The organism is Serratia sp. KH_031 (genome assembly GCF_057839655.1).
In genome coordinates, this window is the sequence record NZ_CM174496.1 from 2,604,020 (window position 1) to 2,628,173 (window position 24,154).

24 protein-coding genes are annotated in these 24,154 nt (G+C 49.5%); 12 read left to right on the forward strand and 12 right to left on the reverse strand.

Annotated features, from left to right (window positions below; all coding sequences use genetic code 11):
* The 4 genes from trpCF to AC3ISQ_RS11700 all read left to right on the forward strand — a co-directional run bounded on the left by trpCF (nt 1) and on the right by AC3ISQ_RS11700 (nt 3,854).
* Nucleotides 1-1,362, forward strand: a complete 1,362-nt coding sequence (gene trpCF / locus AC3ISQ_RS11685; protein ID WP_489353252.1) for a bifunctional indole-3-glycerol-phosphate synthase TrpC/phosphoribosylanthranilate isomerase TrpF — start codon at nt 1-3, stop codon at nt 1,360-1,362.
* A 34-nt stretch (nt 1,363-1,396) separates the two neighbouring features.
* A complete protein-coding gene (gene trpB / locus AC3ISQ_RS11690) occupies nt 1,397-2,587 on the forward strand; it encodes a tryptophan synthase subunit beta (RefSeq protein WP_489346639.1) in 1,191 nt (396 codons plus the stop codon).
* Complete coding sequence (gene trpA, locus AC3ISQ_RS11695) at nt 2,587-3,393, forward strand: tryptophan synthase subunit alpha (RefSeq protein WP_489346641.1); 807 nt, start codon at nt 2,587-2,589, stop codon at nt 3,391-3,393. Before trpB ends, trpA begins: the two co-directional genes overlap by 1 nt.
* Before the next feature lie 146 nt (nt 3,394-3,539).
* Entirely contained in the window at nt 3,540-3,854 is a 315-nt protein-coding gene (locus tag AC3ISQ_RS11700; RefSeq protein WP_489346643.1) for a BON domain-containing protein, read from the forward strand.
* 42 nt (nt 3,855-3,896) lie between these two features.
* Here AC3ISQ_RS11700 and ompW read toward each other — a convergent pair whose 3' ends face one another.
* The gene (gene ompW, locus AC3ISQ_RS11705; protein WP_489353254.1) at nt 3,897-4,544 is read right to left on the reverse strand and encodes an outer membrane protein OmpW; all 648 of its coding nucleotides are present in this window, start codon (nt 4,542-4,544) and stop codon (nt 3,897-3,899) included.
* Between the two features lie 393 nt (nt 4,545-4,937).
* Between ompW and AC3ISQ_RS11710 the strand changes: the two genes are divergently transcribed.
* Nucleotides 4,938-5,690, forward strand: coding sequence for a YciC family protein (locus tag AC3ISQ_RS11710; RefSeq protein ID WP_489346645.1), 753 nt, complete (start codon nt 4,938-4,940; stop codon nt 5,688-5,690).
* 69 nt (nt 5,691-5,759) lie between these two features.
* Here AC3ISQ_RS11710 and AC3ISQ_RS11715 read toward each other — a convergent pair whose 3' ends face one another.
* Nucleotides 5,760-7,460 (reverse strand): SulP family inorganic anion transporter, encoded by a 1,701-nt coding sequence (locus AC3ISQ_RS11715; RefSeq protein ID WP_489346647.1) that lies wholly within the window; start codon nt 7,458-7,460, stop codon nt 5,760-5,762.
* A 208-nt stretch (nt 7,461-7,668) separates the two neighbouring features.
* On the opposite strand from AC3ISQ_RS11715, the gene AC3ISQ_RS11720 reads away from it, so the two are divergent.
* Together AC3ISQ_RS11720 and yciA are read left to right on the forward strand one after the other, a co-directional pair.
* Nucleotides 7,669-8,208, forward strand: a complete 540-nt coding sequence (locus AC3ISQ_RS11720; RefSeq protein WP_489346649.1) for a septation protein A — start codon at nt 7,669-7,671, stop codon at nt 8,206-8,208.
* Between the two features lie 73 nt (nt 8,209-8,281).
* Nucleotides 8,282-8,710 (forward strand): acyl-CoA thioester hydrolase YciA, encoded by a 429-nt coding sequence (gene yciA / locus AC3ISQ_RS11725; RefSeq protein WP_489346650.1) that lies wholly within the window; start codon nt 8,282-8,284, stop codon nt 8,708-8,710.
* Nucleotides 8,711-8,756: 46 nt separating this feature from the next.
* On the opposite strand, the gene tonB is transcribed toward yciA, so the two are convergent.
* The gene (gene tonB / locus AC3ISQ_RS11730) at nt 8,757-9,503 is read right to left on the reverse strand and encodes a TonB system transport protein TonB (RefSeq protein ID WP_489346651.1); all 747 of its coding nucleotides are present in this window, start codon (nt 9,501-9,503) and stop codon (nt 8,757-8,759) included.
* Nucleotides 9,504-9,820: 317 nt separating this feature from the next.
* Here tonB and AC3ISQ_RS11735 point away from each other — a divergent pair, with 317 nt between their 5' ends.
* On the forward strand, nt 9,821-10,117 hold the full coding sequence (locus AC3ISQ_RS11735) for a YciI family protein (RefSeq protein WP_489346653.1): 297 nt from the start codon (nt 9,821-9,823) through the stop codon (nt 10,115-10,117).
* Between the two features lie 113 nt (nt 10,118-10,230).
* Here AC3ISQ_RS11735 and AC3ISQ_RS11740 read toward each other — a convergent pair whose 3' ends face one another.
* A complete protein-coding gene (locus AC3ISQ_RS11740; protein WP_489346655.1) occupies nt 10,231-10,788 on the reverse strand; it encodes a TetR/AcrR family transcriptional regulator in 558 nt (185 codons plus the stop codon).
* 76 nt (nt 10,789-10,864) lie between these two features.
* On the opposite strand from AC3ISQ_RS11740, the gene AC3ISQ_RS11745 reads away from it, so the two are divergent.
* Together AC3ISQ_RS11745 and AC3ISQ_RS11750 are read left to right on the forward strand one after the other, a co-directional pair.
* A complete protein-coding gene (locus AC3ISQ_RS11745) occupies nt 10,865-12,340 on the forward strand; it encodes an MFS transporter (RefSeq protein ID WP_489346657.1) in 1,476 nt (491 codons plus the stop codon).
* 131 nt (nt 12,341-12,471) lie between these two features.
* Nucleotides 12,472-12,963, forward strand: a complete 492-nt coding sequence (locus tag AC3ISQ_RS11750; protein WP_489346659.1) for a Dps family protein — start codon at nt 12,472-12,474, stop codon at nt 12,961-12,963.
* A 47-nt stretch (nt 12,964-13,010) separates the two neighbouring features.
* Here AC3ISQ_RS11750 and AC3ISQ_RS11755 read toward each other — a convergent pair whose 3' ends face one another.
* Nucleotides 13,011-13,187, reverse strand: coding sequence for a YciY family protein (locus AC3ISQ_RS11755; protein WP_489346661.1), 177 nt, complete (start codon nt 13,185-13,187; stop codon nt 13,011-13,013).
* Between the two features lie 232 nt (nt 13,188-13,419).
* Between AC3ISQ_RS11755 and cls the strand changes: the two genes are divergently transcribed.
* The gene (gene cls / locus AC3ISQ_RS11760; protein ID WP_489346662.1) at nt 13,420-14,880 is read left to right on the forward strand and encodes a cardiolipin synthase; all 1,461 of its coding nucleotides are present in this window, start codon (nt 13,420-13,422) and stop codon (nt 14,878-14,880) included.
* Nucleotides 14,881-14,937: 57 nt separating this feature from the next.
* On the forward strand, nt 14,938-15,261 hold the full coding sequence (locus AC3ISQ_RS11765) for an HI1450 family dsDNA-mimic protein (protein ID WP_429617792.1): 324 nt from the start codon (nt 14,938-14,940) through the stop codon (nt 15,259-15,261).
* Between the two features lie 65 nt (nt 15,262-15,326).
* Here AC3ISQ_RS11765 and oppF read toward each other — a convergent pair whose 3' ends face one another.
* From oppF to AC3ISQ_RS11800, 7 genes are all read right to left on the reverse strand, one after another.
* Complete coding sequence (gene oppF / locus AC3ISQ_RS11770; protein ID WP_489346664.1) at nt 15,327-16,328, reverse strand: murein tripeptide/oligopeptide ABC transporter ATP binding protein OppF; 1,002 nt, start codon at nt 16,326-16,328, stop codon at nt 15,327-15,329.
* Nucleotides 16,325-17,341 carry an ABC transporter ATP-binding protein gene (locus tag AC3ISQ_RS11775; protein WP_489346666.1) on the reverse strand — a complete coding sequence of 339 codons (1,017 nt, stop codon included), beginning with the start codon at nt 17,339-17,341 and terminating at the stop codon, nt 16,325-16,327. Before AC3ISQ_RS11775 ends, oppF begins: the two co-directional genes overlap by 4 nt.
* An 11-nt stretch (nt 17,342-17,352) precedes the next feature.
* Nucleotides 17,353-18,261 (reverse strand): oligopeptide ABC transporter permease OppC, encoded by a 909-nt coding sequence (gene oppC / locus AC3ISQ_RS11780; RefSeq protein ID WP_489346668.1) that lies wholly within the window; start codon nt 18,259-18,261, stop codon nt 17,353-17,355.
* 13 nt (nt 18,262-18,274) lie between these two features.
* Complete coding sequence (gene oppB, locus AC3ISQ_RS11785) at nt 18,275-19,195, reverse strand: oligopeptide ABC transporter permease OppB (RefSeq protein WP_489346670.1); 921 nt, start codon at nt 19,193-19,195, stop codon at nt 18,275-18,277.
* Between the two features lie 113 nt (nt 19,196-19,308).
* Nucleotides 19,309-20,952, reverse strand: a complete 1,644-nt coding sequence (oppA, locus tag AC3ISQ_RS11790) for an oligopeptide ABC transporter substrate-binding protein OppA (RefSeq protein WP_489346671.1) — start codon at nt 20,950-20,952, stop codon at nt 19,309-19,311.
* Nucleotides 20,953-21,098: 146 nt separating this feature from the next.
* Nucleotides 21,099-22,739: an ABC transporter substrate-binding protein gene (locus AC3ISQ_RS11795; protein WP_489346673.1), complete on the reverse strand. Its 1,641-nt coding sequence runs from the start codon at nt 22,737-22,739 to the stop codon at nt 21,099-21,101.
* A 689-nt stretch (nt 22,740-23,428) separates the two neighbouring features.
* A complete protein-coding gene (locus AC3ISQ_RS11800; RefSeq protein WP_489346675.1) occupies nt 23,429-24,073 on the reverse strand; it encodes a YchE family NAAT transporter in 645 nt (214 codons plus the stop codon).
* Nucleotides 24,074-24,154: the final 81 nt, after the last annotated feature.

A 24,154-nucleotide genomic window follows, 5' to 3' on the forward strand; every position in this document is an offset into this window, starting at 1 on the left:
ATGCAGGAAACCGTGCTTAACAAGATTGTTCGCGACAAAGCAGTATGGATCGCGGCACGCAGCCAACAGCAACCTTTGGTCAGCTTTCAAAATGAGATCGTGCCAAGCGAACGCAGTTTCTATGATGCACTGCAAGGAGCCAAAACGGCATTTATCCTTGAATGCAAAAAAGCGTCCCCTTCTAAAGGATTAATTCGCGAAGATTTCGATCCGGTCGAGATTGCGGCGGTTTACAAAGATTATGCCTCGGCGATTTCAGTACTGACCGATGAAAAATACTTCCAAGGCAGTTTTGATTTTTTACCGATGGTGAGTAAAACCGTCACTCAACCGGTGTTGTGCAAAGACTTTATTATCGATCCTTATCAGATCTATTTGGCGCGCTATTATCAAGCCGATGCCATTTTGTTGATGCTGTCGGTGTTGAACGATGAGCAATACCGTCAACTGGCCGCGGTGGCACATAGCCTGAACATGGGCGTGTTGACCGAAGTGATCAGCGATGAAGAGTTGGAGCGTGCGATCGCGTTGAAAGCCCGCGTAGTCGGCATTAATAACCGTGACTTGCGCGATCTAAGCATTGACCTGAGCCGCACCCGCACGTTAGCGCCGAAAGTGCCACACGGCGTCACGGTGATCAGCGAATCGGGTATCAATAACTACGGTCAAATTCGCGAACTGAGCCACTTTGCCAACGGTTTCTTAATTGGTAGTGCGCTGATGTCCGAGCCCGATTTACGTGCCGCCGTGCGCCGCGTGGTGTTGGGTGATAACAAGGTCTGCGGCCTAACCCGTCCTCAAGATGCCGCTGCCGCGCATAAAGCCGGTGCCATCTACGGCGGTTTGATTTTCGTTGGCACTTCACCGCGTTATGTTGACATCAGCCGCGCCCGCGAAGTGATTTCTGGCGCACCGCTGAAATATGTCGGGGTGTTCCGCGAAGCGAAAGTGGAAACCATCGTGCAGACCGTTGAACGCCTTGGACTGCGCGCAGTACAACTGCACGGTGCGGAAGATCAAGCTTACATTGACGAACTGCGTGCTCAATTACCGGCGAGTTGCCAGATCTGGAAAGCACTCAGCGTAAAAGAAGAAATACCGCAGCGCGATCTACAGCAAGTTGATCGTTATCTGTTAGATAACGGTGCGGGCGGTAGCGGAAAAAGTTTCGACTGGGCGCTGTTGCAAGGTGAAAAACTGGATAACGTGATGCTGGCCGGTGGCTTGAGCGCAGATAACTGTGTCAACGCGGCGAAACTCGGCTGTGCCGGTTTGGATTTCAACTCCGGTGTAGAAAGCGAGCCCGGTATTAAAGATGCCGCCAAAGTGGCCGCCGTGTTCCAAACCTTACGCGCTTACTAATTGCCCTTATTTTGATTAGAAAAGAGAAAGAAAAATGACGCTACTGAATCCCTACTTCGGCGAATTTGGCGGTCAATATGTACCGCAGATTTTAATGCCAGCCCTGAAACAACTGGAAGAAGCCTTTGTCAGCGCCCAGCGCGATCCTGAATTCCAAGCAGAATTCACCGATTTGCTGAAAAACTACGCTGGTCGCCCTACCGCGCTGACGCTGTGCAAAAACCTGACGGCAGGCACCAAAACCAAATTGTATTTGAAGCGCGAGGATTTGCTGCACGGCGGCGCGCACAAAACCAACCAAGTGTTGGGGCAAGCCCTGCTCGCTAAACGCATGGGCAAAACCGAGATCATCGCTGAAACTGGCGCAGGTCAACACGGTGTCGCATCGGCACTAGCCTGTGCTTTGCTCGGTCTGAAATGCCGCGTTTATATGGGCGCTAAAGACGTTGAGCGTCAGTCACCAAACGTGTTCCGTATGCGTTTGATGGGCGCAGAAGTGATCCCGGTTCACAGTGGTTCTTCCACGCTGAAAGATGCCTGTAACGAGGCGCTGCGCGACTGGTCTGGTAACTACGAAAAAGCCCACTACATGTTGGGTACTGCTGCGGGTCCACATCCTTACCCCACCATCGTGCGCGAATTCCAACGCATGATCGGTGAAGAAACCAAAGCGCAACTTCTGGAGCGCGAAGGTCGTCTGCCCGATGCGGTATTGGCTTGTGTTGGCGGTGGTTCCAACGCTATCGGCATGTTTGCCGACTTTATCGATGACACCAGCGTCGGCTTGATCGGCGTAGAGCCGGGGGGGCTGGGGATCGAAACCGGGCAGCACGGTGCACCGCTGAAACACGGTCACGTCGGTATTTATTTCGGTATGAAAGCGCCGATGATGCAAACTTCTGATGGTCAGATTGAAGAGTCTTACTCAATCTCCGCAGGTTTGGACTTCCCATCCGTCGGCCCTCAGCATGCCTATCTGAACAGCATTGGTCGCGCAGACTATGTCTCGATCACCGATGACGAAGCGTTAGAGGCGTTCAAAGCGCTGAGCCGCAGCGAAGGTATTATTCCAGCATTGGAATCCTCACATGCGCTCGCCCACGCGCTGAAAATGATTAAGGCCAACCCTGAGAAAGAACAGATTCTGGTGGTTAACCTGTCCGGGCGCGGCGACAAAGACATATTTACCGTTCACGATATTTTGCAAGCACGGGGAGAAATTTGATGGAGCGTTATCAGCAACTATTCAAACGCCTGGAAACCAGCAAGGAAGGCGCTTTCGTGCCATTCGTGACTATGGGCGATCCTAACCCGGCGCTGTCATTGCAAATCATCGATACGTTAGTCGAAAACGGTGCCGATGCGTTGGAGTTGGGTATTCCATTCTCCGATCCGCTGGCCGATGGCCCGACGATCCAAGGTGCGGCACTGCGTGCTTTCGCGGCTGGCGTAACACCAAACCAATGCTTTGAAATGTTGGCGGCCATTCGTCAGAAGCACCCAACCATTCCTATTGGTCTGCTGATGTATGCCAACTTGGTATTCCATAATGGTATTGATGCGTTTTATCAGCGCTGCGCCGAAGTGGGCGTCGATTCGGTACTGATTGCCGATGTGCCGTTCGAGGAGTCTGCCGAATTCCGCGCGGCGGCATTACGCCACGGCATCGCGCCGATCTTTATCTGCCCACCGAATGCCGATGACAACTTGCTGCGTGAGATCTCTTCTCATGGCCGCGGTTACACTTATTTGTTGTCGCGTGCTGGCGTCACCGGTACCGAAAGCCGTGCGCAGTTGCCGTTAAACCATCTGATCGACAAATTGCGCGAATACCATGCCGCCCCGCCGTTATTAGGTTTTGGTATTTCTGAGCCGACACAGGTGAAGGATGCATTACAAGCCGGCGCGGCTGGGGCAATTTCTGGTTCCGCCATCGTCAAACTGATCGAGCAAAATCACGCACAACCGGCAGAGATGCTGGCGAAACTGGGTAAGTTTGTTCGTGAGATGAAAGCCGCGACCGCTTCTTGATCCACCCACCTGGGTGTTCTACTGAGCACCCTTGGCTAACGCTTTGTTTATACTCCTTGTTTATGTTTAGGATTAAGCTAAAATTTCTGTAGAACATTTATCGTGTCTACGTTAGTTCAACATAACATTGCATGGAGAGTGATTTTATGAAATTCCTGAAAACCCTTTCGGCTATATGTATGGCCGCTATCGTTGCTGTTGCCGTAAGTGCTTGTGCTCCAACCGCTAAATCCGAAGGTACCGGCGGTTATATCGACGATACGGTGATCACCACCAAGGTGAAGTCAGCGCTGTTGGCAGATAAGACCATCAAGTCCACCGAGATCAGCGTCGAAACCTTTAAAGGGCGTGTACAGTTGAGCGGTTTTGTCAGTTCTAGCGCCGATGCCAATCGTGCGGTACAGACAGCTCACGGCGTTGCTGGCGTAAAAGCCGTTGAGAACGATATGCGGGTTAAGTAAGAAATGTTATTCAGGAGGCGCAATCGCGCCTCCTTTCTTTTATTAGAAGCGGTAACCTGCACCAAACATAAATACCCACGGATCCAAACGAGTATCAATGCTGTGATGGCCGCCAGAGGCATCGTCAAAGCGAGTTTTGGTTTCGATATTCATCCACCAGACTGACATGTTCAGCATCCAGTGCTCATCTAGGTTGTAATCCAAGCCCGCCTGCGCGGCAACACCCCAGGAATCTTTCAAGCTCAGATTGCTTAGACCAGCAGCTTGACCGTTATCGTTAAACTTCTCGTCAAAGAACGTGGTGTAGTTAACACCCAGCCCTAAATAGGGGCGCAGTTTGTCTTGCTTATCACCAAAGTAGTATTGGGCCATCAACGTCGGTGGCAGATCGCGGACGGTGGCAATATCGCCACTCACCGCAGAACCGCTCAGCGAAACTTTATGGCGGAACGGTGTAGCCGCTAACAATTCCACACCGATGTTGTCGGTTACCATGTAACCGAAAGTCAAACCAAGCTGCGTATTGTTGTCGGCATTGAATGAACCTTGCCCTAATACATCGTCAGAACCTGCATTTGGACGCACCGTTGCGGCGCCTGCGCGGAACAGAAAATCGCCCGCTTGGTGCGCACTGGCTGCTATAGGAGCCATCATCGATGCCAATACCACTAGCGCTGCTGCTTTCTTCATATTTTTCATTATCCATTCCATTAGTGTGGTTTATGTTCGAGGGGAATATACCTACTTGAGGGTATTTTTGATCTAATCGCGATCACATCTTATGACTAAATTTGTAAAATCCCACTAAAACCCTGATTACCTAACCCACTAATAAATAGAGAATTGATCTAAATCAAAAAGTAACTTTTGTTGCAAATTATGTACATGTTTAAATTTGCATTACTGGAGGTGAAAACGACGATCGTGCGTCTAAGTGTACGGTTGGCAGCATTCTGCCGATATCTCTACAATATCTATTGCCGAAGAATTCAGCACCGCGACATTCGTGGGGTGCCACAGAGAAGCGGAACAAGGTACAATCACGCCCTGATTTGTCTCTGTTCCCGACGCCAAGGAGTCTGCATGCCTATCACGGCCAACACGTTGTACCGTGACAGTTTTAACTTTTTCCGTAATCAACTCGCCACCATCCTGCTGTTGGCGCTGTTGACTGCGTTTATTTCCGTTCTGCTGAATCAGGTTTTCAGCCCGGATGTCGAACAACTGAAACTTCTGACAGCAACGGAAAGCGATTTTGCTTCCACCGCGGGTATGGGGATTCAGGAAGTCATTCAACAAATGACGCCAGAGCAACAAATGGTGTTGTTGAAGGTTTCTGCTGCGGCCACGATATCTGCATTGGTAGGTAATGTGCTGCTGGTGGGTGGGATGCTGACGCTGATCCGTATGGTTTCCCAAGGGCAACGCCTCAGCGCACTGCGCGCCATTGGTGCTTCTGCACCGGTTTTACCGCGTTTGCTGTTGCTGCTATTTATCGTCACTCTGTTGATTCAGCTCGGCCTGACGCTGTTTGTGGTGCCGGGGGTGATTATGGCGATTGCTTTCGCTTTAGCGCCAATCATCGCGACATCGGACAATAAAGGCGTGTTTGCTTCACTGAAGTTGAGCAGCAAACTGGCCTTTGCCAACGCCAAAGTGATCGTCCCAGCGATGATGCTGTGGTTGGCGGCTAAACTGCTGATTCTGTTCTTGGTCAGCCATTTGTCGGTACTGACACCTAACGTCGCCAGCGTGGTGCTGACGGCGCTGAGCAACTTGGTTTCTGCTTTATTGCTGATTTACCTGTGCCGTCTGTATATGTTGCTGCGTAACTAATCACAGCTCACTAACGTTGAAGGGCACGCCAGTGCGGTGTGCCCTTTTTGCTTGTTTACAATGACCTAATTACGCTGGCTGTGGTTCCGCCTGTTCTTTACTCTGAATCAATTTCAACGCCAGATAGAGATCCGGCACCAAAATCAAATCTTCATCACGCCCCACTTTGTTAATACGGAACCAACGCGTCAGTTCGGTTCGACGCCCCGCCAACACCAACTTGACGTTACGCTGTAACAAATCACGTTTCAGTTCATCAATCGCCGCCAACACGCTGATATCCGCGTGAGTAAAACTCGCCACCGCATCAACCACCACCCAGCGCGGCTGGAACGGTGTGCTATCTACCAAATTAAGGATACGGCGTTTGAAATAAGCCACGTTGAAATAAGTGAGCGGCGAGTTGAAGCGGTACATCATCACACCGGGCACGGCCTTGATGCCGTTGTTGTTGCCCATTGAGTGAATCATCCCTTCTTCATTCACGCCCAGCAGTTGTTCTGTCGGGCGGAATACGGTGCGTAGGAACTGCATTAAACCCAGTAAAACCGCCAAGCCGATCCCATTGATGACCCCGACTAGCAATACGCTTAACAAGGTGAACATTGCCAAGCTGAACGCCTGTACGTTGCGACGACGCAGTAGCCAAATACCACGAATATCCAGTAACGACCACGCGGCGTACATCAGTACCACGCCTAAACCAGCGACCGGGATAAACTGTAATGGTGACGTCAGGAACAGCAACACAATGCCGATCACTACCGCAGCAATAATCGAGACCAGCTGGCTCTTGCCGCCGTTGGCATCATTCACCGCAGTACGTGAATCCGCCCCGCTGATGGCGAAACCTTGTGACAGTGCCGAGACAATGTTTACCAGACCTAATGCGCGGAACTCGGCATCGGCGTTCACTTCATAACCATTTTTGGCGGCAAAACTACGCGCCGTCAGCATCATGCTAACGAAACTCACCACCGCCAAGTTAAGCGCTGGGATCACCATGTCACGCATCAAGCCGGGTTGAAAATCCGGCCATTGAACAATCGGCAACATACCGCTGAATCCACCTACCGTCACGATGCCATGTTGTTGTAAATTGCCCGCCCAAGTGACAAACGCCGCCAGCACCATAGCAAACAGTGGCGCAGGCCAATTAGGACGCAGCTTTTTAACCGCCACCAAGGTTAATAGCGTCAGTAACGAAACACCGATCGTCAGTAAATCGCTGTTCAGTAAGTTACTCGGCATAGCGTAAATACGTTCGATCAACTGCGCTGGCGCGGCACCGAACCCCAACACCTTACCCACTTGGTCAACAATGATGGTGATTGCCACCCCGTTTAGCAGACCGCTGAGGATTGGGCGCGACAGTAGATCGGCCAGCGCGCCCAATTTGAAACGACTGGCTAGCAGACACCAACCGCCCATCATGGCGGTCATCATAATGGTTAGCTGCCAATGCCGCTCCATATTGCCTGCCGCCAGCGGCGTTACCACCGCAGCAATTACCGCACAAGTCGCGGCATCCGGCCCGATGATTAACTGACGTGACGAACCAAAAATCGCATAAGCAATCATCGGTAAAATACAAGAATACAACCCGACCACCGGGCTAACCCCCGCTAGCTCGGCATACGCAATCGCCACCGGTAACGCCACTGCCGCCACCGATAGACCCGCACGAATGTCAGGCTTCAACCAACTGCGTTCGTAAGTTAATAAATGCGTCAAACCCGGCGTCAATGACCGGAGGGATTTCCATTGCATGATTATTTTCCATGGTAACTATCTGGCTATTATAATGTGTATAGACGCCGTGTGGGCTGTATATGTGAATTGATCGTAAGTTTATGCAAATTTCTGTCTGTTATGCGGAAATTCCACGACCAAACACCGATAATCACCGTTTTCCAGTGATACACAGACCCCGTCGAATCCGGTATAGTCGCCCCCTAAACAGTTGATGGATTGATTTATGAAGCAGTTTTTAGATTTCCTCCCACTCATTGTCTTCTTTGCTTTTTATAAGCTCTACGACATTTATGTCGCATCCGGGGCATTGATTGTCGCGACTGCACTGGCTTTGGTGTTTACCTGGGTCAAATACCGTAAGGTCGAGAAAATGACGCTCGTCACCTTCGTGATGGTGGCGGTGTTCGGGACTTTAACGCTAGTTTTCCATAACGATTTGTTTATCAAATGGAAAGTTACGGTGATCTACACCCTGTTCGCTTTGGCATTGTTGGTCAGCCAATGGGTAATGAAAAAACCGTTAGTACAGCGCATGCTGGGTAAAGAGCTAACGCTGCCAGAGAGTGTGTGGAACAACCTCAACTTAGCCTGGGCGGTCTTCTTCCTGGCCTGTGGTCTGGCAAATATTTACGTTGCTTTCTGGCTGCCACAAGATGTGTGGGTTAACTTTAAAGTGTTCGGTCTGACCGCGTTGACGTTGGTATTCACCCTGTTGAGCGGTATTTATATCTACAAACACATGCCAGAAGAACAAAAGAAATAGTTACGAATTTGTTAATGCCCGTTAATTCCACGACGGGCAGTATTATCTGAACCCCTTCTAGAAGCAGATTGAAATGACACAACAACGACCTTTGCCCAACGGTGAGTTGGTGCTACGTACATTGGCAATGCCAGCAGACACCAATGCCAACGGTGATATTTTCGGTGGCTGGCTGATGTCTCAGATGGATATCGGTGGCGCTATTCAGGCGAAAGAAATTGCCGAAGGCCGCGTGGTCACCGTGCGTGTCGATGGTATCACCTTCCTAAAACCGGTCGCCGTGGGAGATGTGGTGTGTTGCTACGCCCACTGTATCCGTACCGGGCGCAGTTCCATTACCATCAATATCGAAGTGTGGGTGAAAAAGGTTTCTTCCGCGCCGATCGGGCAGCGTTATTGCGCGACCGAAGCGGTATTTACCTACGTGGCAGTCGATCCCGAAGGTCTCCCTCGCCCATTGCCCGATGGCAAACAGAACTTCCGCGAGGACTCTGTTGAGTAATTGAAAAAGGGTTGCCGATTGGCAACCCTTTTTACTGGAACGGCGATCAATTCACCGCCGTCGAACCATCCAACTTGAACTGAATGTTAACGATTTTATCTTTCGCCGCTTTGGCTTCATAACGCCATTTACGCATCGCCTGTTTAACTTCACGCTCGAACATATTGCGTGGTTCAGCAGACAGAACTCGCACGTTGCTAATACGCCCATCGTTCTCAACATCAAACTGCACCCGCACTCGGCCTTCGATCTGTAAGGCTCTGGCTCGCGCCGGATACATAGGTGCGACACGGCTCAATGGCTTCGGCCCCAGATCTTGCGAATTGCCTTGCACAGGAGCAGCAGGAGCCTGCTTTACCGGCGCTTTGGCGATCGGCTTAGCTTCCGAATTGTTGTTTTCAAACGGCGAAGGTTCGCGCGGTTCAACTTTCTTCGGCTCCCGCTTCACCTGCTCGGATTTAGGTTTCGGTTTTGGCTTAGGCTTTGGTTTAACCGGCTCAGGTTTCGGGATCGCGACTGGCACCGGCGGTGGCTCTGGGATCGGTTCTGGCTCGGGTTCAGGTTCTGGCTCCACCTGCGGCTCTGGTTCTGCCGGTGCTGGCGGAGGAGGTTCAGCCAAAGCAGCCATATTCACCATCATAACGCTGATAGGCGCATCTTCTGGCTTGGGCAAATCCATCACTTCCTTTACGGATGCGTAGAGCAGACCAATCACCAAGGCACTGTGCAAACCAACGGAAAGAACAATTGGCACGGATAAACGGCGAATAGGGAACATCTTTTTTAGCGGCATAATGATTCTGTTTCCTCTGATTCGCCAAGTTTAAATGCAAATAGCAATCATGTTCAATAACGAAAGACAAACTATCGCTGTAATCGGCATGATTCGTCGCTTTAACCTGCAAACCTATGAGGATATTAACCTTTTCGTAGCCTTTTTCAGGAAGGATTGATACTAATTTTTAACTTATTGGCGAGCGGAGAAAATGTAAAAAAGGAAGTAAGGCACTTCAACATGGGTACAAAGCATGCAGATAATACTTTCCCTTGAGCTATTTTTTGCGTTACCTTGTAACCACCGTTGTATGGCAATGATTTTAAAGGTGAAATATGCTTTATTTGATCTACGCACAAGACGTTCCCAACTCCTTAGAAAAACGCCTCTCCGTGCGCCCTGCACATTTGGCTCGCTTGCAGACTCTGCGTGATGCTGGCCGTTTGCTGACCGCTGGCCCGAACCCGGCGATCGACAATAACGATCCCGGTGCCGCAGGTTTCTCCGGTTCCACGGTGATTGCTGAGTTTGCTTCGCTGACCGAGGCTAAAAGCTGGGCAGAACAAGATCCTTACGTGGCCGCGGGTGTGTATGCAGAAGTGACGGTCAAGCCGTATAAACAAGTATTTTGAGCAAAAAAAAGCCAGCACGGAGCGGCTGGCTAAAATGGGTTCTTACGAGGGATATCTTGTGTAGTAAAGATACTCCCTCTTCTGTCACTATCGCCAGCTATCGCTGTGATAGGTTATTTTTCATTGCGCGTGGGTTGGAAAATGAACGCTTGCATATCCGCAAACATGCTTTCCCACTCTTCCTGTGAGACGTCCATCAAGCCAAAGAAACGCATCATAAATGCGCCTTCCGAGGCAAGGAAGGCCAAGCGCGCCCTTTTGCCCTGTTCAGTCGTGAGATCCAATCCTTCGATTCGACTGTGATACCATTTTTTGGTGCCATCCAGATGCTCAGGCGTTTGGATCAGCATCGCCATTAATCCCGCCGCTTTGGCGCTGGAGGCTTGATCAGAGCTGCACGTCGCCTGCATATGCGCTTGAACCCGTTGCTCTGGCGATGGCGTGCTGCCGACAATCTTGTCAAAAGCGTTATCGTAGGCTTTTCCCCAACGTTCGAACATGGCATCGATCAGCGCCTCTTTATTGCCAAAGCAATATTGCACCCCGCCTTTCGAGATCCCCATCGCTTTCGCGACCGAATCAATAGTCAGCCCGGCTGCGCCTTGAGTGGCGACTATTTCTTCGGCGGCATCCAAAACTTTGTCGCGATCGATACTACGTTGACGTCCCATTGAGAAACACCTCTTTTCAATACGTGCGTATGGATTTATATTATACCACGTCGTTTTTTACTTTTGGGTCATTATTATGCACGTGAACAACCGTTGGCTGATCCTGTTGATGATCTCCAGCGCCCTATTTTTGATCATTATCGATATGACGGTGCTATATACCGCACTGCCGCGTCTGACACAGGCACTGGACGCCAGTGCATCGGAAAAACTTTGGATTGTGAACGCCTATCCGTTGGTAGTCGCGGGTTTGCTGCCTGGCGCGGGGATGTTGAGCGACCGAATCGGTCATAAACGTTTATTCATTGCCGGGTTGCCAGTTTTTGCCCTCGCTTCGCTCTGCGCGGCCTTTTCACCAACTGCTGAATGGCTGATTGCCGCACGCGTTTTCTTGGCCATCGGTGCCGCAATGATGATGCCGGCCACGTTATCCATCGTGCGCCACGTATTTACCGATGAGCGCGAACGTGCATTAGCGATCGGCATCTGGGCGGCGGTCGCCTCAGGTGGTGCAGCGATTGGTCCGGTAGTCGGCGGCATCTTGCTGGAGTATTTCTGGTGGGGCTCGGTGTTTTTAATCAACGTGCCGGTGGTGATGTTAGTTTTACCCTTCGCAATAAAGCTGATTCCACATTGCGGCGGCGAAAACCCACGGCCTTATGATGTGGTAGGTTCGGTGCAAATCATGATCGGTCTGGTTGGCTCAATCTATGCGCTGAAGGAACTGAGCAAACCTTTCCCTTCAATGGTTACTTTGGGGGTTGCCGCTCTGATTGGCATCGCGTTCTTGGCATTGTTTGTTCGTCGTCAGCAACGTAGCCAACATCCAATGATTGATTTCTCCCTGTTCCGTAATCCGATGTTTGCCGGTGGTGTCAGCGTCGCACTTATTTCGATGATCGCACTGGTGGGTATCGAATTGGTATTAAGCCAACATCTGCAATTGGTGGTGGGTTTTACACCGTTGCAAGCTGGGCTATTTATTTTACCCATTCCGTTGGCCTCTGCGCTTGCCGGCCCCTTAGCCGGACTATTATTACCGCGTTGTGGTGAACGGTATCTAATTATTGGTGGTCTGGTTCTCGCCAGCGGCGGAATTACCGGATTGGCCTTACTCTACCAAGGGAATCTTATCGTTCAATTAATCAGCCTGTTTATTGCGGGGTTTGGTTTCGGTTCGGCAATTACTGCGGCATCGACCGCAATTATGCTCAGCGCTTCGGAAGAAAAATCCGGCATGGCGGCTTCAATTGAAGAAGTCTCTTATGAATTAGGCAGCGTTTTAGGCATTACATTACTGGGGGGATTAATGACTGCCACTTACAGCCACAGTCTGATCTTACCTGCCTACCTTCCGGTGGCAGAATTAGCCTATGACAGTATCGACGAGGCATTGCGATTAGCCGCCAATATGACGATTTCTCAAGGTGAACAACTGATGCAACTGGCTCGTGCCGCCTTCGATCGCTCGTTGATGGCGGTGTTAATTGCCGCAGCCCTATTGATGGCATTGGGAGCCTGTGCGTTAAAATTGGCTTTACCTCGCCGTTGAGTTATTTTGGTAACGCTATTGGTTTAAACGATTGTATTGATACTCCAAATCGTCTTTAACCTCAGAATAGATCTGGTTACTGTGTTTGTATTGAATTGAATCTCGGAACAAACAATCAGGAGAAGATTATTATGGCAACGACAAAAAAAGCGACAAAAAACCATATCGGCCTGGACAGCAAGCAGTCAGCGAAATTAGCTGATGCACTCAATGCCCTGCTGGCAAACTATCAGGTGCTGTATATGAATGTGCGTGGTTATCATTGGAATATTTCCGGCCCCCACTTTTTTGAACTGCATGTGAAGTTTGAAGAAACTTATAACGATCTGCTGACTAAAGTCGATGAATTGGCAGAACGTATCCTGACCTTGGGCTCACAACCACGCCATGCTTTTAGCGAATATCTGAAGCACGCCGATATCAAGGAACACACCAACGTGACCGACGATAAAGGAACCTTGCGCGGTCTATTAGATGGGTATTCCATTCTGCTACAGCAACAGCGTGATCTGTTAGCGCTGGCGGCGGACGCCGGTGATGAAGGGACTTCTTCGCTGATGAGTGATTACATCAAAGAGCAAGAAAAACAGGTGTGGATGCTGAACGCCTACCTGGGTAAATAAGCCTTCGTTGAGTATAAAACAGTCCCTATCACGGGACTGTTTTCGTTTTACCACTCGCAAGAAACGGCAAATAACAACGAGCGGCGATGTTGGTCATCTAAACGACGACGTACACGAATAATTTTGCGGTTGTTGCACGATTGGCGTTCCAACCAACGATGTCTACGACGCTGAGTTTGGCGTAACATCCGCCAACGACCGACTTCATTTCTACTGCGTTTCATTTTTTCAGTCCAAAATAAACCGCGGGCATTATAGCCCTTTCCCATCATGATCCAAGTAGCAAAGAAAACGCTGACTTTGAAAAATACCGCGGGAAAATCAGGGTTTTTATTTACGCCAAGTCCCTTAAGATAATCATTTTTATGCCACTTAAGCCTCGATAAAGGGTTTCACCTTTCCCTTTCTGTGCGTACACTGGTTAATGGTGGTTTGCGAACAGGATTTTTCGCCTTTATGACAACATTTTATACCGTGATCAGTTGGTTGTTGGTGTTCGGATACTGGCTGCTTATCGCCGGTGTGACGCTGCGTATCTTGATGAAACGCCGTACAGTCCCTTCAGCCATGGCTTGGCTGTTAGTTATCTATATTCTGCCGTTAGTGGGAATCGTTGCCTATTTGTCATTTGGTGAACTGCATCTGGGCAAACGCCGAGCTGAACGCGCCAAAGCCATGTGGCCTTCAACCGCCAATTGGTTGAAAGAACTGAAAGAAAGCCGCCAAATTTTCGCGACTGAGTACAGTGAAGTGGCCCGCCCATTATTCCAACTTTGTAACCGCCGTCAGGGGATTGATGGCGTCAAAGGCAATCAGCTTCAACTGTTAACCACCACCGATGCCACGCTGAATACATTGATCCGTGATATTGAACTGGCGCGTCACAATATCGAGATGGTGTTCTATATTTGGCAACCGGGTGGCTTAGTGGATAACGTCGCCGAGGCGATGATGGCCGCCGCCCGTCGTGGCGTTCATTGTCGCGTGTTGCTAGATTCTGCCGGTAGCGTACAGTTCTTCCGTAGCCGTTATCCAGAGATGATGCGCAACGCAGGCATTGAGGTAGTTGAAGCACTGAAAGTAAACCTGCTGCGTGTTTTCCTACGGCGCATGGATTTACGTCAGCACCGCAAAGTGGTGCTGATCGACAACTACATCGCCTATACCGGCAGCATGAATATGGTCGATCCGCGTTACTTTAAGCAGGACGCGGGGGTTGGCCAGTGGATCGATTTGATGGCGCGTATGGAAGGCCCAATAGCGACGACAATGGGCATCGTCTACGCCTGCGACTGGGAGATTGAAACCGGTAAACGCATTCTGCCACCACCGCCGGACGTCAATATCATGCCGTTCGAACAGGAAAGTGGACACACTATTCAGGTGATCGCTTCCGGGCCCGGCTTCCCAGAAGAGATGATCCATCAAGCATTACTGACCGCCATCTATTCCGCGCGTGAGCAGTTGATCATGACCACGCCCTATTTAGTGCCGAGTGACGATCTACTGCACGCCATTTGTACCGCTGCATTGCGCGGTGTGGATGTCAGCATTATCGTGCCACGTGATAACGATTCGACGATGGTACGCTGGGCTAGCCGCGCCTTCTTTACCGAATTGCTGGAGGCGGGTGTTAAAATTTACCAGTTTGAAGGCGGTCTGCTGCACACTAAAAGCGTGTTGGTTGACGGCCAGCTCAGCCTGGTCGGCACCGTGAATCTGGATATGCGCAGCCTGTGGCTGAATTTCGAAATCACATTGGTCATTGATGATGACGGTTTCGGTAGCGATTTAGCCTGCGTGCAAGACGACTATATCGCCCGTTCGGTGTTGTTGGATGAAAAAGAATGGGTGAAACGACCTTTCTGGCATCGCATTGTTGAACGTGTGTTCTACTTTTTCAGTCCACTGCTGTAAATAGCCCGATGAGCATGGTTTAATAGCGTCAATTTATTAGTTATCAGGATATTTGTGATGGATTTGAATAACCGCCTTACTGAAGACGAAACGCTGGAACAGGCCTACGATATTTTCCTCGAATTGGCTGGCGACAATCTAGATCCGGCGGATATTCTGCTGTTCAACTTGCAGTTTGAAGAACGTGGCGGCGCGGAACTGTACGATCCAGCGGAAGATTGGCAAGAACACGTCGATTTTGATCTGAACCCAGATTTTTTCGCCGAGGTGGTGATCGGTTTGGCCGATAGCGACGGTGAACCGATTAACGACGTATTTGCTCGTGTATTGATTTGCCGCGAGAAAGACAATAAGTTGTGCCACATTTTGTGGAAAGAATAAGCTTCGTTATCTTTCCTGCATAAAAAAACCTGCCAATCGGCAGGTTTTTTGTTTTCAATAAGCGTCTATAGCGGATCGACCTTCAGGCAAGACACCGCGTGGCGGAAGCTCCCTTCCAGCAACGGTCGCGTCTTAGCACATTCTGGCCCGGCGATCGGACAACGGGTACGGAACACGCAACCAGACGGCGGATTGATCGGCGAAGGTAATTCCCCTTCCAACAATTGGATCTGTTTTTCCTTCTCTTTATCGGGATCAGGAATCGGCACCGCTGACATTAATGCGCGAGTATATGGATGCTGCGGGTTGTGATACACCTCATCATAGGTGCCTAACTCCACCGCGTGCCCCAAATACATCACCAATACACGGTCAGAAATGTGTTTTACCACCGCCAAATCGTGCGCGATGAAGATCAGCGACAGCCCCATCTCGCGCTGCAATTGTTGTAGCAGGTTAACCACTTGCGCCTGAATGGATACGTCCAGCGCCGAAACCGGTTCATCACAAATAATTAGCTTCGGTTCCAAAATCAACGCACGTGCAATACCGATACGTTGGCACTGGCCACCAGAGAATTCATGGGGATAGCGGTTGATCAAGTTAGGCAACAACCCAACCTTCAACATCATCGCTTTCACCTTGTCTTTCACTTCTTGACGCGGCATTTTGGGATGATAGGTACGCAGCGGTTCAGCAATGATTTCGCCAATGGTCATACGTGGGTTCAGCGAGGCCAACGGATCTTGGAAAATCATCTGGATATCGCTGCGCACATTGCGCCACTCTTCCGGCTTCATCCCCAACAAATCTTTACCCAACCAAGCAACACGGCCGCTAGTCGCTTTCACCAAACCGATAAGCGCGCGCGCGAAGGTTGATTTACCACAGCCAGATTCGCCGACTACGCCCAGCGTTTCCCCTTCGTATAAACGCAGAGTCACGCCATCAACTGCTTTCAGACTTTTTGGCGGCTGCCAAAACCACTGTTTGTCATCATGAATATCGAAGTGCACTTTCAGATCGGCGACTTCGAGCAACACTTTTTTGTCGGTTACTGTGTTCATACCAACGCCTCCACCGGCTTAAAGCAAGCGCGCAAGCGCCCTTCACCAAATTGCTCCAACGGTGGAGCACTGGCGCACTGTTCCATTGCGTGTGGGCAACGTGGCTGGAACGGGCAGCCTTTCGGCAAGCGCAGCAAGTTTGGCGGGTTGCCAGGGATGGTCATCAGAGATTCACCTTCCGCATCCAGACGCGGTACCGCATTCAGCAGACCAATCGAATAGGGATGCGTCGGATGATAGAACACGTCACGCGCACTGCCGTATTCCATGGTACGGCCAGCGTACATCACCAGCACCTTGTTACAGATACCGGCGACCACACCGAGATCGTGGGTGATCATAATGATGGCGGTGTTGAACTCACGCTTTAAGTCGTTCAACAGCGTCATGATCTGCGCCTGTACGGTCACGTCCAACGCGGTGGTCGGTTCATCGGCAATCAGCAGTTTTGGCCGGCACAACAACGCCATGGCGATCATTACACGTTGGCGCATCCCACCGGAAAACTCATGTGGATACATGCGCATACGCTTACGCGCTTCCGGCATTTTCACCGCGTCCAACATTCGTATCGACTCTTCAAACGCTTCGCTTTTGCTCATGTTTTTATGCAGCATCAGCACTTCCATCAACTGTTCGCCAACACGCATATACGGATTGAGCGAGGTCATCGGATCTTGGAAGATCATCGAAATCTCTTCTGCACGCAGCTTGTTGAGCTGTTTTTCCGGCAGGTTAAGAATTTCGCGACCATTGAATTTGGCCGAGCCACCAATGCGGCCATTACTCGCCAACAACCCCATCAGGGCAAATGCAGTTTGTGATTTACCTGAGCCAGATTCGCCAACAATGCCCAACGTTTCGCCAGCACGCAGGTCGAAATTCAGGTCGTTTACCGCGGTCACGTCACCGTCTGGCGTAGCAAAAGTGACACGTAGATCTTTAACATCCAGTAGCAGAGAAGATTGACTCGCGCTACTGGTTTGCAATTGTGGATTTTCAATGGTGCTCATGGTCGCACTCCTTAACGATCTTTCGGGTCGAGGGCATCACGCAGACCATCGCCGATAAAGTTGAAACAAAACAGAGTGATAACCAGGAGGCCCGCTGGAAACAGCAGCAACCACGGTGAAACTTCCATTGAGTTCGCGCCATCACTGAGCAACGCGCCCCAGCTACTCAGCGGTTCCTGCGTCCCCAAACCCAAGAAACTCAGGAAGGATTCGAACAGGATCATGCTCGGCACCAGCAAAGAGGCATACACCACCACCACGCCCAACACGTTCGGTACGATATGGCGCAATACGATGTTACGGGTAGAAACCCCACCCACCAGCGCCGCTTCGATGAACTCTTTACGTTTCAGGCTCAGGGTTTGTCCACGTACGATACGCGCCATGTCCAGCCACGACACCATGCCAATCGCCACAAAGATCAGTAAAATATTCTGACCAAAGAAGGTCACCAACAAGATAACGAAGAACATGAACGGGAAGGAGTTGAGGATCTCCAGTAAACGCATCATGACCGAGTCAGTTTTACCGCCAACATAGCCGGACAGTGAGCCGTATAACGTTCCAAGCAGAACCGCCACCAGCGCCGCCGCGACACCAACCATTAGCGAAATACGTCCGCCAATCGCCACGCGCACCAACAAGTCACGTCCGGAGGAGTCAGTACCAAAATAGTGCGCCGATTCGATGCTCGGCGCTGCCGACATCATCGCCCAGTCAGTGTCGTCATAGGCAAACTGCGACACCCAAGGAGCAAGCACAACAAATAGAGTAATCAGGGCCAAAACAAACAGACTGCTTACTGCCGCACGGTTCTGCATAAAGCGACGCCATGCATCTTGCCACAGGCTACGCCCTTCCACTTCCAGCCTTTCGCCGAAGTGTTCCAGAGCTTCGCTATTCTTTTTCGTCAACATCATTTGCGTGCTCCAGTTAGTAACGGATCTTCGGATCGATAACGGCGTACAGCACGTCCACAATCGCGTTGAACAAGATGGTCAAACCGCCCACCAAAATGGTCAGGCTCAGTACCAGTGAATAGTCACGGTTTAATGCGCCGTTAACGAACAATTGGCCAATGCCCGGCAGACCATAAATGGTTTCGATCACCATCGAGCCAGTGATGATGCCTACAAACGCTGGGCCCATGTAGGACAACACCGGCAACAGAGCAGGTTTCAACGCATGGCGGAAGATGATGCGACGCATCGGTAAACCTTTGGCTCGCGCAGTACGAATAAAGTTGGAGTGCAAAACTTCAATCATCGAGCCACGGGTGATACGCGCAATACTGGCGATATACGCCAGTGATAACGCCACCATCGGCAAGATCATAAATTTCAGCGCACCTCCGTTCCAGCCACCGCCCGGTAACCACTTCAAAGTAATGGCGAAAACCAAGACTAATAGCGGTGCCACCACGAAACTGGGGATAACCACCCCGGTCATCGCAAACCCCATGACGGTATAGTCCCATCTGGTGTTTTGGTTCAGTGCTGCGATCACTCCGGCACTCACTCCCAACACAACAGCCAAAATAAAGGCCGCAAGACCTAATTTGGCAGAAACCGGGAAAGAAGCCGCGACCAGATCGTTAACCGAGTAATCTTTATATTTGAATGAGGGACCAAAGTCGCCTTGGGCAAGTTGCCCCAAATAATTGAAATATTGCTTATAGATAGGATCGTTGAGGTGATATTTCGCCTCAATATTCGCCATCACTTCTGGAGGTAACGCACGTTCACCGGTAAACGGACTTCCGGGTGCCAAACGCATCATAAAGAATGAAATGGTGATCAAAATGAACAGCGTCGGAATCGCTTCCAAACAGCGGCGAAAAATAAATTTTAACATTGCCCGTACCTGTATCCTTGAGGCTACCACCCTGCATGGATGGCAGCCTCTTAGCCTTTACTTCAGCTTTATCATTATCAATACGCGAAGGATATTTCCCCCGCCATCAGCCACTAGTGCTTGATAATATAAAGATCTTTGACGTGGATATTATCCAGCGGGTCTTTACCGGTATAACCACCTACGTAAGGTTTCACCAAACGGGCGTTAACGTAGTAATAAACCGGGACAATGGCAGAGTCTTTATCCAACTGCACTTCGGCTTTCTGATACAGACCAGCACGCTCATCATCAGTTTTCACTTTCAGCGTTTCGGTAATCAGTTTGTCGAACGCAGGGCTCTTATAGTGAGCGGTGTTGTTACTGCTGTCGGAAAGCATGGTGTTCAGGAAGGAGCTTGGTTCGTTGTAGTCAGCACACCAACCAGCACGAGCGATGTCGAAATTACCTTGGTGACGGGTATCCAAGAAGGTTTTCCATTCTTGGTTCACCAATTTGATATTCACACCCAAGTTTTTCTTCCAAATAGAAGATGCGGCAATCGCCAGTTTTTTATGCAGATCAGAGGTGTTGTATAACAGGCTCAGCGTCAAAGGTTTATCTGGGCCGTAACCCGCCTCAGCCAACAGTTTCTTCGCTTCTTCATTGCGTTTTTCTTGTGTCCAGCCAAACCATTCTGGTGGGGTCAATTTCGCGCCATCGGTATAAGGAGGGGTGTAACCATACGCTGGCAGATCGCCCTGATTCTTCACTTTGTTGACGATAATGTCGCGATCCATTCCCAGTTTCAGTGCAGTACGGACACGTACATCGGTCAACGGTGACTTCTGGTTGTTAATTTCATAGTAGTAAGTACACAGGTATGGATCGACGTGAACTTCGTTCGGGATTTCTTTCTTCAATTTCTGGAACAGTTCGATCGGCATGTTGTTATAGGTCATGTCGATTTCGCCAGTACGGTAACGGTTAACGTCCGTCACTTCGGAGGAAATTGGCAGGTAAGTCACCTGATTAATAACAGTTTTAGCATTGTCCCAATACTCTGGGTTGCGCTCCAGAACGATACGTTCGTTGACCGTCCAAGTTTTCAGTTTGTAGGCGCCGTTAGCCACAAAGTTTGCTGGTTGAGTCCATTTCTCACCAAATTTTTCAACTGCGGTTTTATTTACCGGTGACATGGACGGGTGTGCCAGCAGCTTAATCAAATAAGGTACCGGCTCACTCAGAGTGACTTCCAGCGTATGGTCATCAATCGCTTTCACACCTAAAGTGTCTGGTTTCTGCTTACCGCTGATGATGTCATCAATATTGGTAATATGTGCATATTGGACATAACTGGCGTAAGGAGAGGCGGTTTTTGGATCGGCCAAACGTTGCCAGCTATAAACGAAATCTTGTGCAGTGACGGGTTCACCGTTTGACCACTTAGCATTTTTACGGATGTGGAAAGTCCACACTTTAAAATCTTTGTTTTCCCAACTTTCAGCAACGCCTGGGTTGATCTTGCCGTCTTGATCGTTGATCACCAGACCTTCCAGCAAATCGCGAGAAACGTTGGACTCTGGCACCCCTTCGATTTTGTGAGGATCTAACGATTGCACTTCGGAACCGTTGTTACGCACCAAAACCTGTTTAGCCGCATCTGCCAGTTGCACGCCTGCAGGCACTTCAGCCGCAAAAGCACTTCCGGTTACTGTCATTCCCAGAGCGGCAACAATGCCGGCAGCCAGGAGCGTTTTTTTCGTGATGTTGGTCATTTATATACTCCAGTTTTTTATTATCACAACCTCTCGTGGAGGCCGCGTTGCTCGTTATTCGAGCCTTGTTGTCATTGATTGCCGTGGAACGCAGCGGCAATCAACATCCCGATATTACTCACTACTGCTGCGTGTCGTAATACCTGTTATTTCTTAATGATGTACAGATTTTTGACGTCGGTATAATCCAGCGGATCTTTACCGGTGAAGCCACCGACCGTCGGTTTAATTAAGCGCGCGCTAACGCGGTAATACACCGGGATCACAGCAGAGTCTTTATCGAGCACCGCTTCGGCTTGTTGATAAATTACTGCACGTGCCGCCGCATCCGGTGCTTTCAGGCTGCTCGCCATTAACGCATCAAAAACCGAGCTCTTATAAAAGACCGTGTTATTACTGCTATTGGAGAGCAGCATATTAAGGAAGGCGCTTGGCTCGTTATAGTCACCGCACCAAGTTGCACGTGCGACGTCATATTGCCCTTGATGGCGGCTTTCCAATGAGGTTTTCCATTCTTGGTTCTGCAATGTGACATCCGCACCCAAGTTTTTCTTCCACATTGAAGCAGCAGCAATCGCCTGCTGTTTATTTTGATCAGACGTGTTGTACAACAAGGTGAATTTCAATGGGTTGGCGGTGCTATAGCCTGCTTCAGTCAGCAGTTTTTTCGCTTCTTCATTGCGTTTTTCTTGCGTCCAGCCCGCCCATTGCGGATTAGTGAATTTACCGCCGTCAATAAAGGTGGGTGTGTAACCGTATGCCGGGATCTGACCTTGTCCCATAATCTTGTTGGCAATAATGTCACGATCTAACGTCAGTTTAATGGCTGTACGCACTCGCTCATCGGTGAAAGGAGCTCGTTTATTATTGATTTCGTAATAGAAGGTACACAGATACGGGTTAACATGAAGCTGCTCGGGAATTTCGCGCTTCATTTTTGCATACAGAACCGGTGGGATCGCACTGTTGGTGATATCAATCTCACCACTGCGATAGCGGTTAATGTCGCTGACTTCGGAAGTCAACGGCAAGAAAGTGGCCTGCTCAATGACCGTTTTTTTGTTATTCCAGTAAGTTGGGCTGCGCTCCAGCACAATACGCTCGTTCACCACCCAGTCTTTCAAGCGATAAGCCCCGTTACCCACATAGTTTTGCGGCAACGTCCATTTATCACCAAACTTCTCGATTACCGACTGTTTTACCGGCTTCATCGACGTATGGCTCAGCATGCTGACAAAATACGGTACCGGCTCGCTCAACGTCACTTGCAGCGTTTTATCATCAATGGCTTTGACACCTAGCGTTTGTGGGCTTTTTTTGCCGGTCAGAATATCGTCGACATTGTCAATTTTGGCATACTGCAAATAACTGGCATATGGCGAGCCGATTTTTGGATCTGCCAAGCGTTGCCAGCTATAAACGAAATCTTGCGCAGTGACCGGGGAACCATCGCTCCAAACCGCATCAGGACGCAGATGGAAGGTCCAGTTTTGATAATTCTTATTTTCCCAACGTTCTGCCACCGCCGGAACCTGATGCCCATTCGCATCAGTACTTACCAAACCTTCTAACAGGTTAAGAATAATATTACTTTCTGGGCTGCCTTCGACCTTATGCGGATCTAATGAAGCGACTTCGCTACCATTGTTAATCACTATCTTTTGTTGCGCAGCGAGTTGTACGCCAGCTGGCACATCTACCGCATGAGCGCAGTTAATAACCGCCAAACTCAACATGCTGGTAATGATGAATAGATTTAGCGGTGTGCGCTTCAGTGTTTGCTGCATGGTCGAGGCTCCTTTTCACCAACAAGCATGGCTTATCGATCTTTGTGAAATATTTATAAGAATTCTAAATAAACGGATACCAGCAAAAATCATTCCTACTTTACTTAGCGACGTAACGGATTAGCCGCAGAGAAGTTGCTCGGAAATTAGCAGAAGCTAAAATCCATAGCCAATAATTTTTACAGAAATGTTAAGCAATTCTCTTTTATTGGTACTAACGCCTCTTTGCACCAACTCATTAATGCCACACAAAGATAACGTAACAACATGAATTTAATGAATAAAACAAGGGTGAAAATTTATCCCGTTCTATCAATCAAGCACCCAGCCGCCAAAAAGAAACATTAAATTAACAATTTAGCCATTCGAAGAATAAACACCTGCCTATGTGCGCTTAATCACTAATAACACCTGTATGAAAGCGAGACAAGCCCTACAGAATGATGTGATTAAATTAACAACAAAATAGGTTTTGATGGCGAAGGAAAGTCAGAAAGTGACAAGAGAAAAACGCTATAAATAGCGACTTGAGGATTTATTGAGCAACAAACAAGGTTTTATGCCACATAGCAGTGCAATTGCTAAAAATTTATTCAGATTGCGCACTATATTAATGCGAACAATAAAATAATTTTAAAAATTAAAAATGAATTGAGTTGCGATATTCTCATCGCAACTCAATTTGATCGTTATAACAGACCTGGGAATATCGCTTTGATACCGGTAACGATAAATTCAATCCCCAATGCCATCAGCAACAAGCCCATGATACGAGTAATAACGTTGATGCCCGTTTGCCCCAACAACCGCACCAACAGTGGTGCAGCGCGGAACAATAGCCAACAGCAGAAGGCAAACAGTGCAATCGCAACTGAAAAACCTAACAGATTCGGCCAAGTGTGATAACGCGAGCTCCAAACAATCGTGGAGCTGATCGCCCCCGGCCCCGCCATTAACGGTAACGCCAGTGGCACGACACCAATACTTTCGCGGATCGCGCTTTCGGACTTCTCTTGTTTATTCTGCTTATCTTCGCCCAACTTACCGCTGATCATCGACATAGCGATGGTCACCACCAAGATGCCGCCCGCAATACGGAACGAATCAATCGATATGCCGAAGAGATGCAGGATACCTTCGCCGAGGAACAATGAAGTCCATAAAATGATCGCCACCGACAGGTTAGCCGTCAGATTGGTTTTGTTGCGCCCGACTTCCGCTTGGTAGCTGGTCATACTGATAAAGACGGGCAGAATACCTACCGGGTTCACCAGTGCAAACAGGCCGACAAAGAACTTAATGTAGCCAGAAAAATCCAATAAAGATTGGCCCACAATGACCCCACGTTAATAGCTTTAATAAAGAGACACGCCCACGCGCGCTAATGTAATGGAATTGCAACTGCTAATCCATGA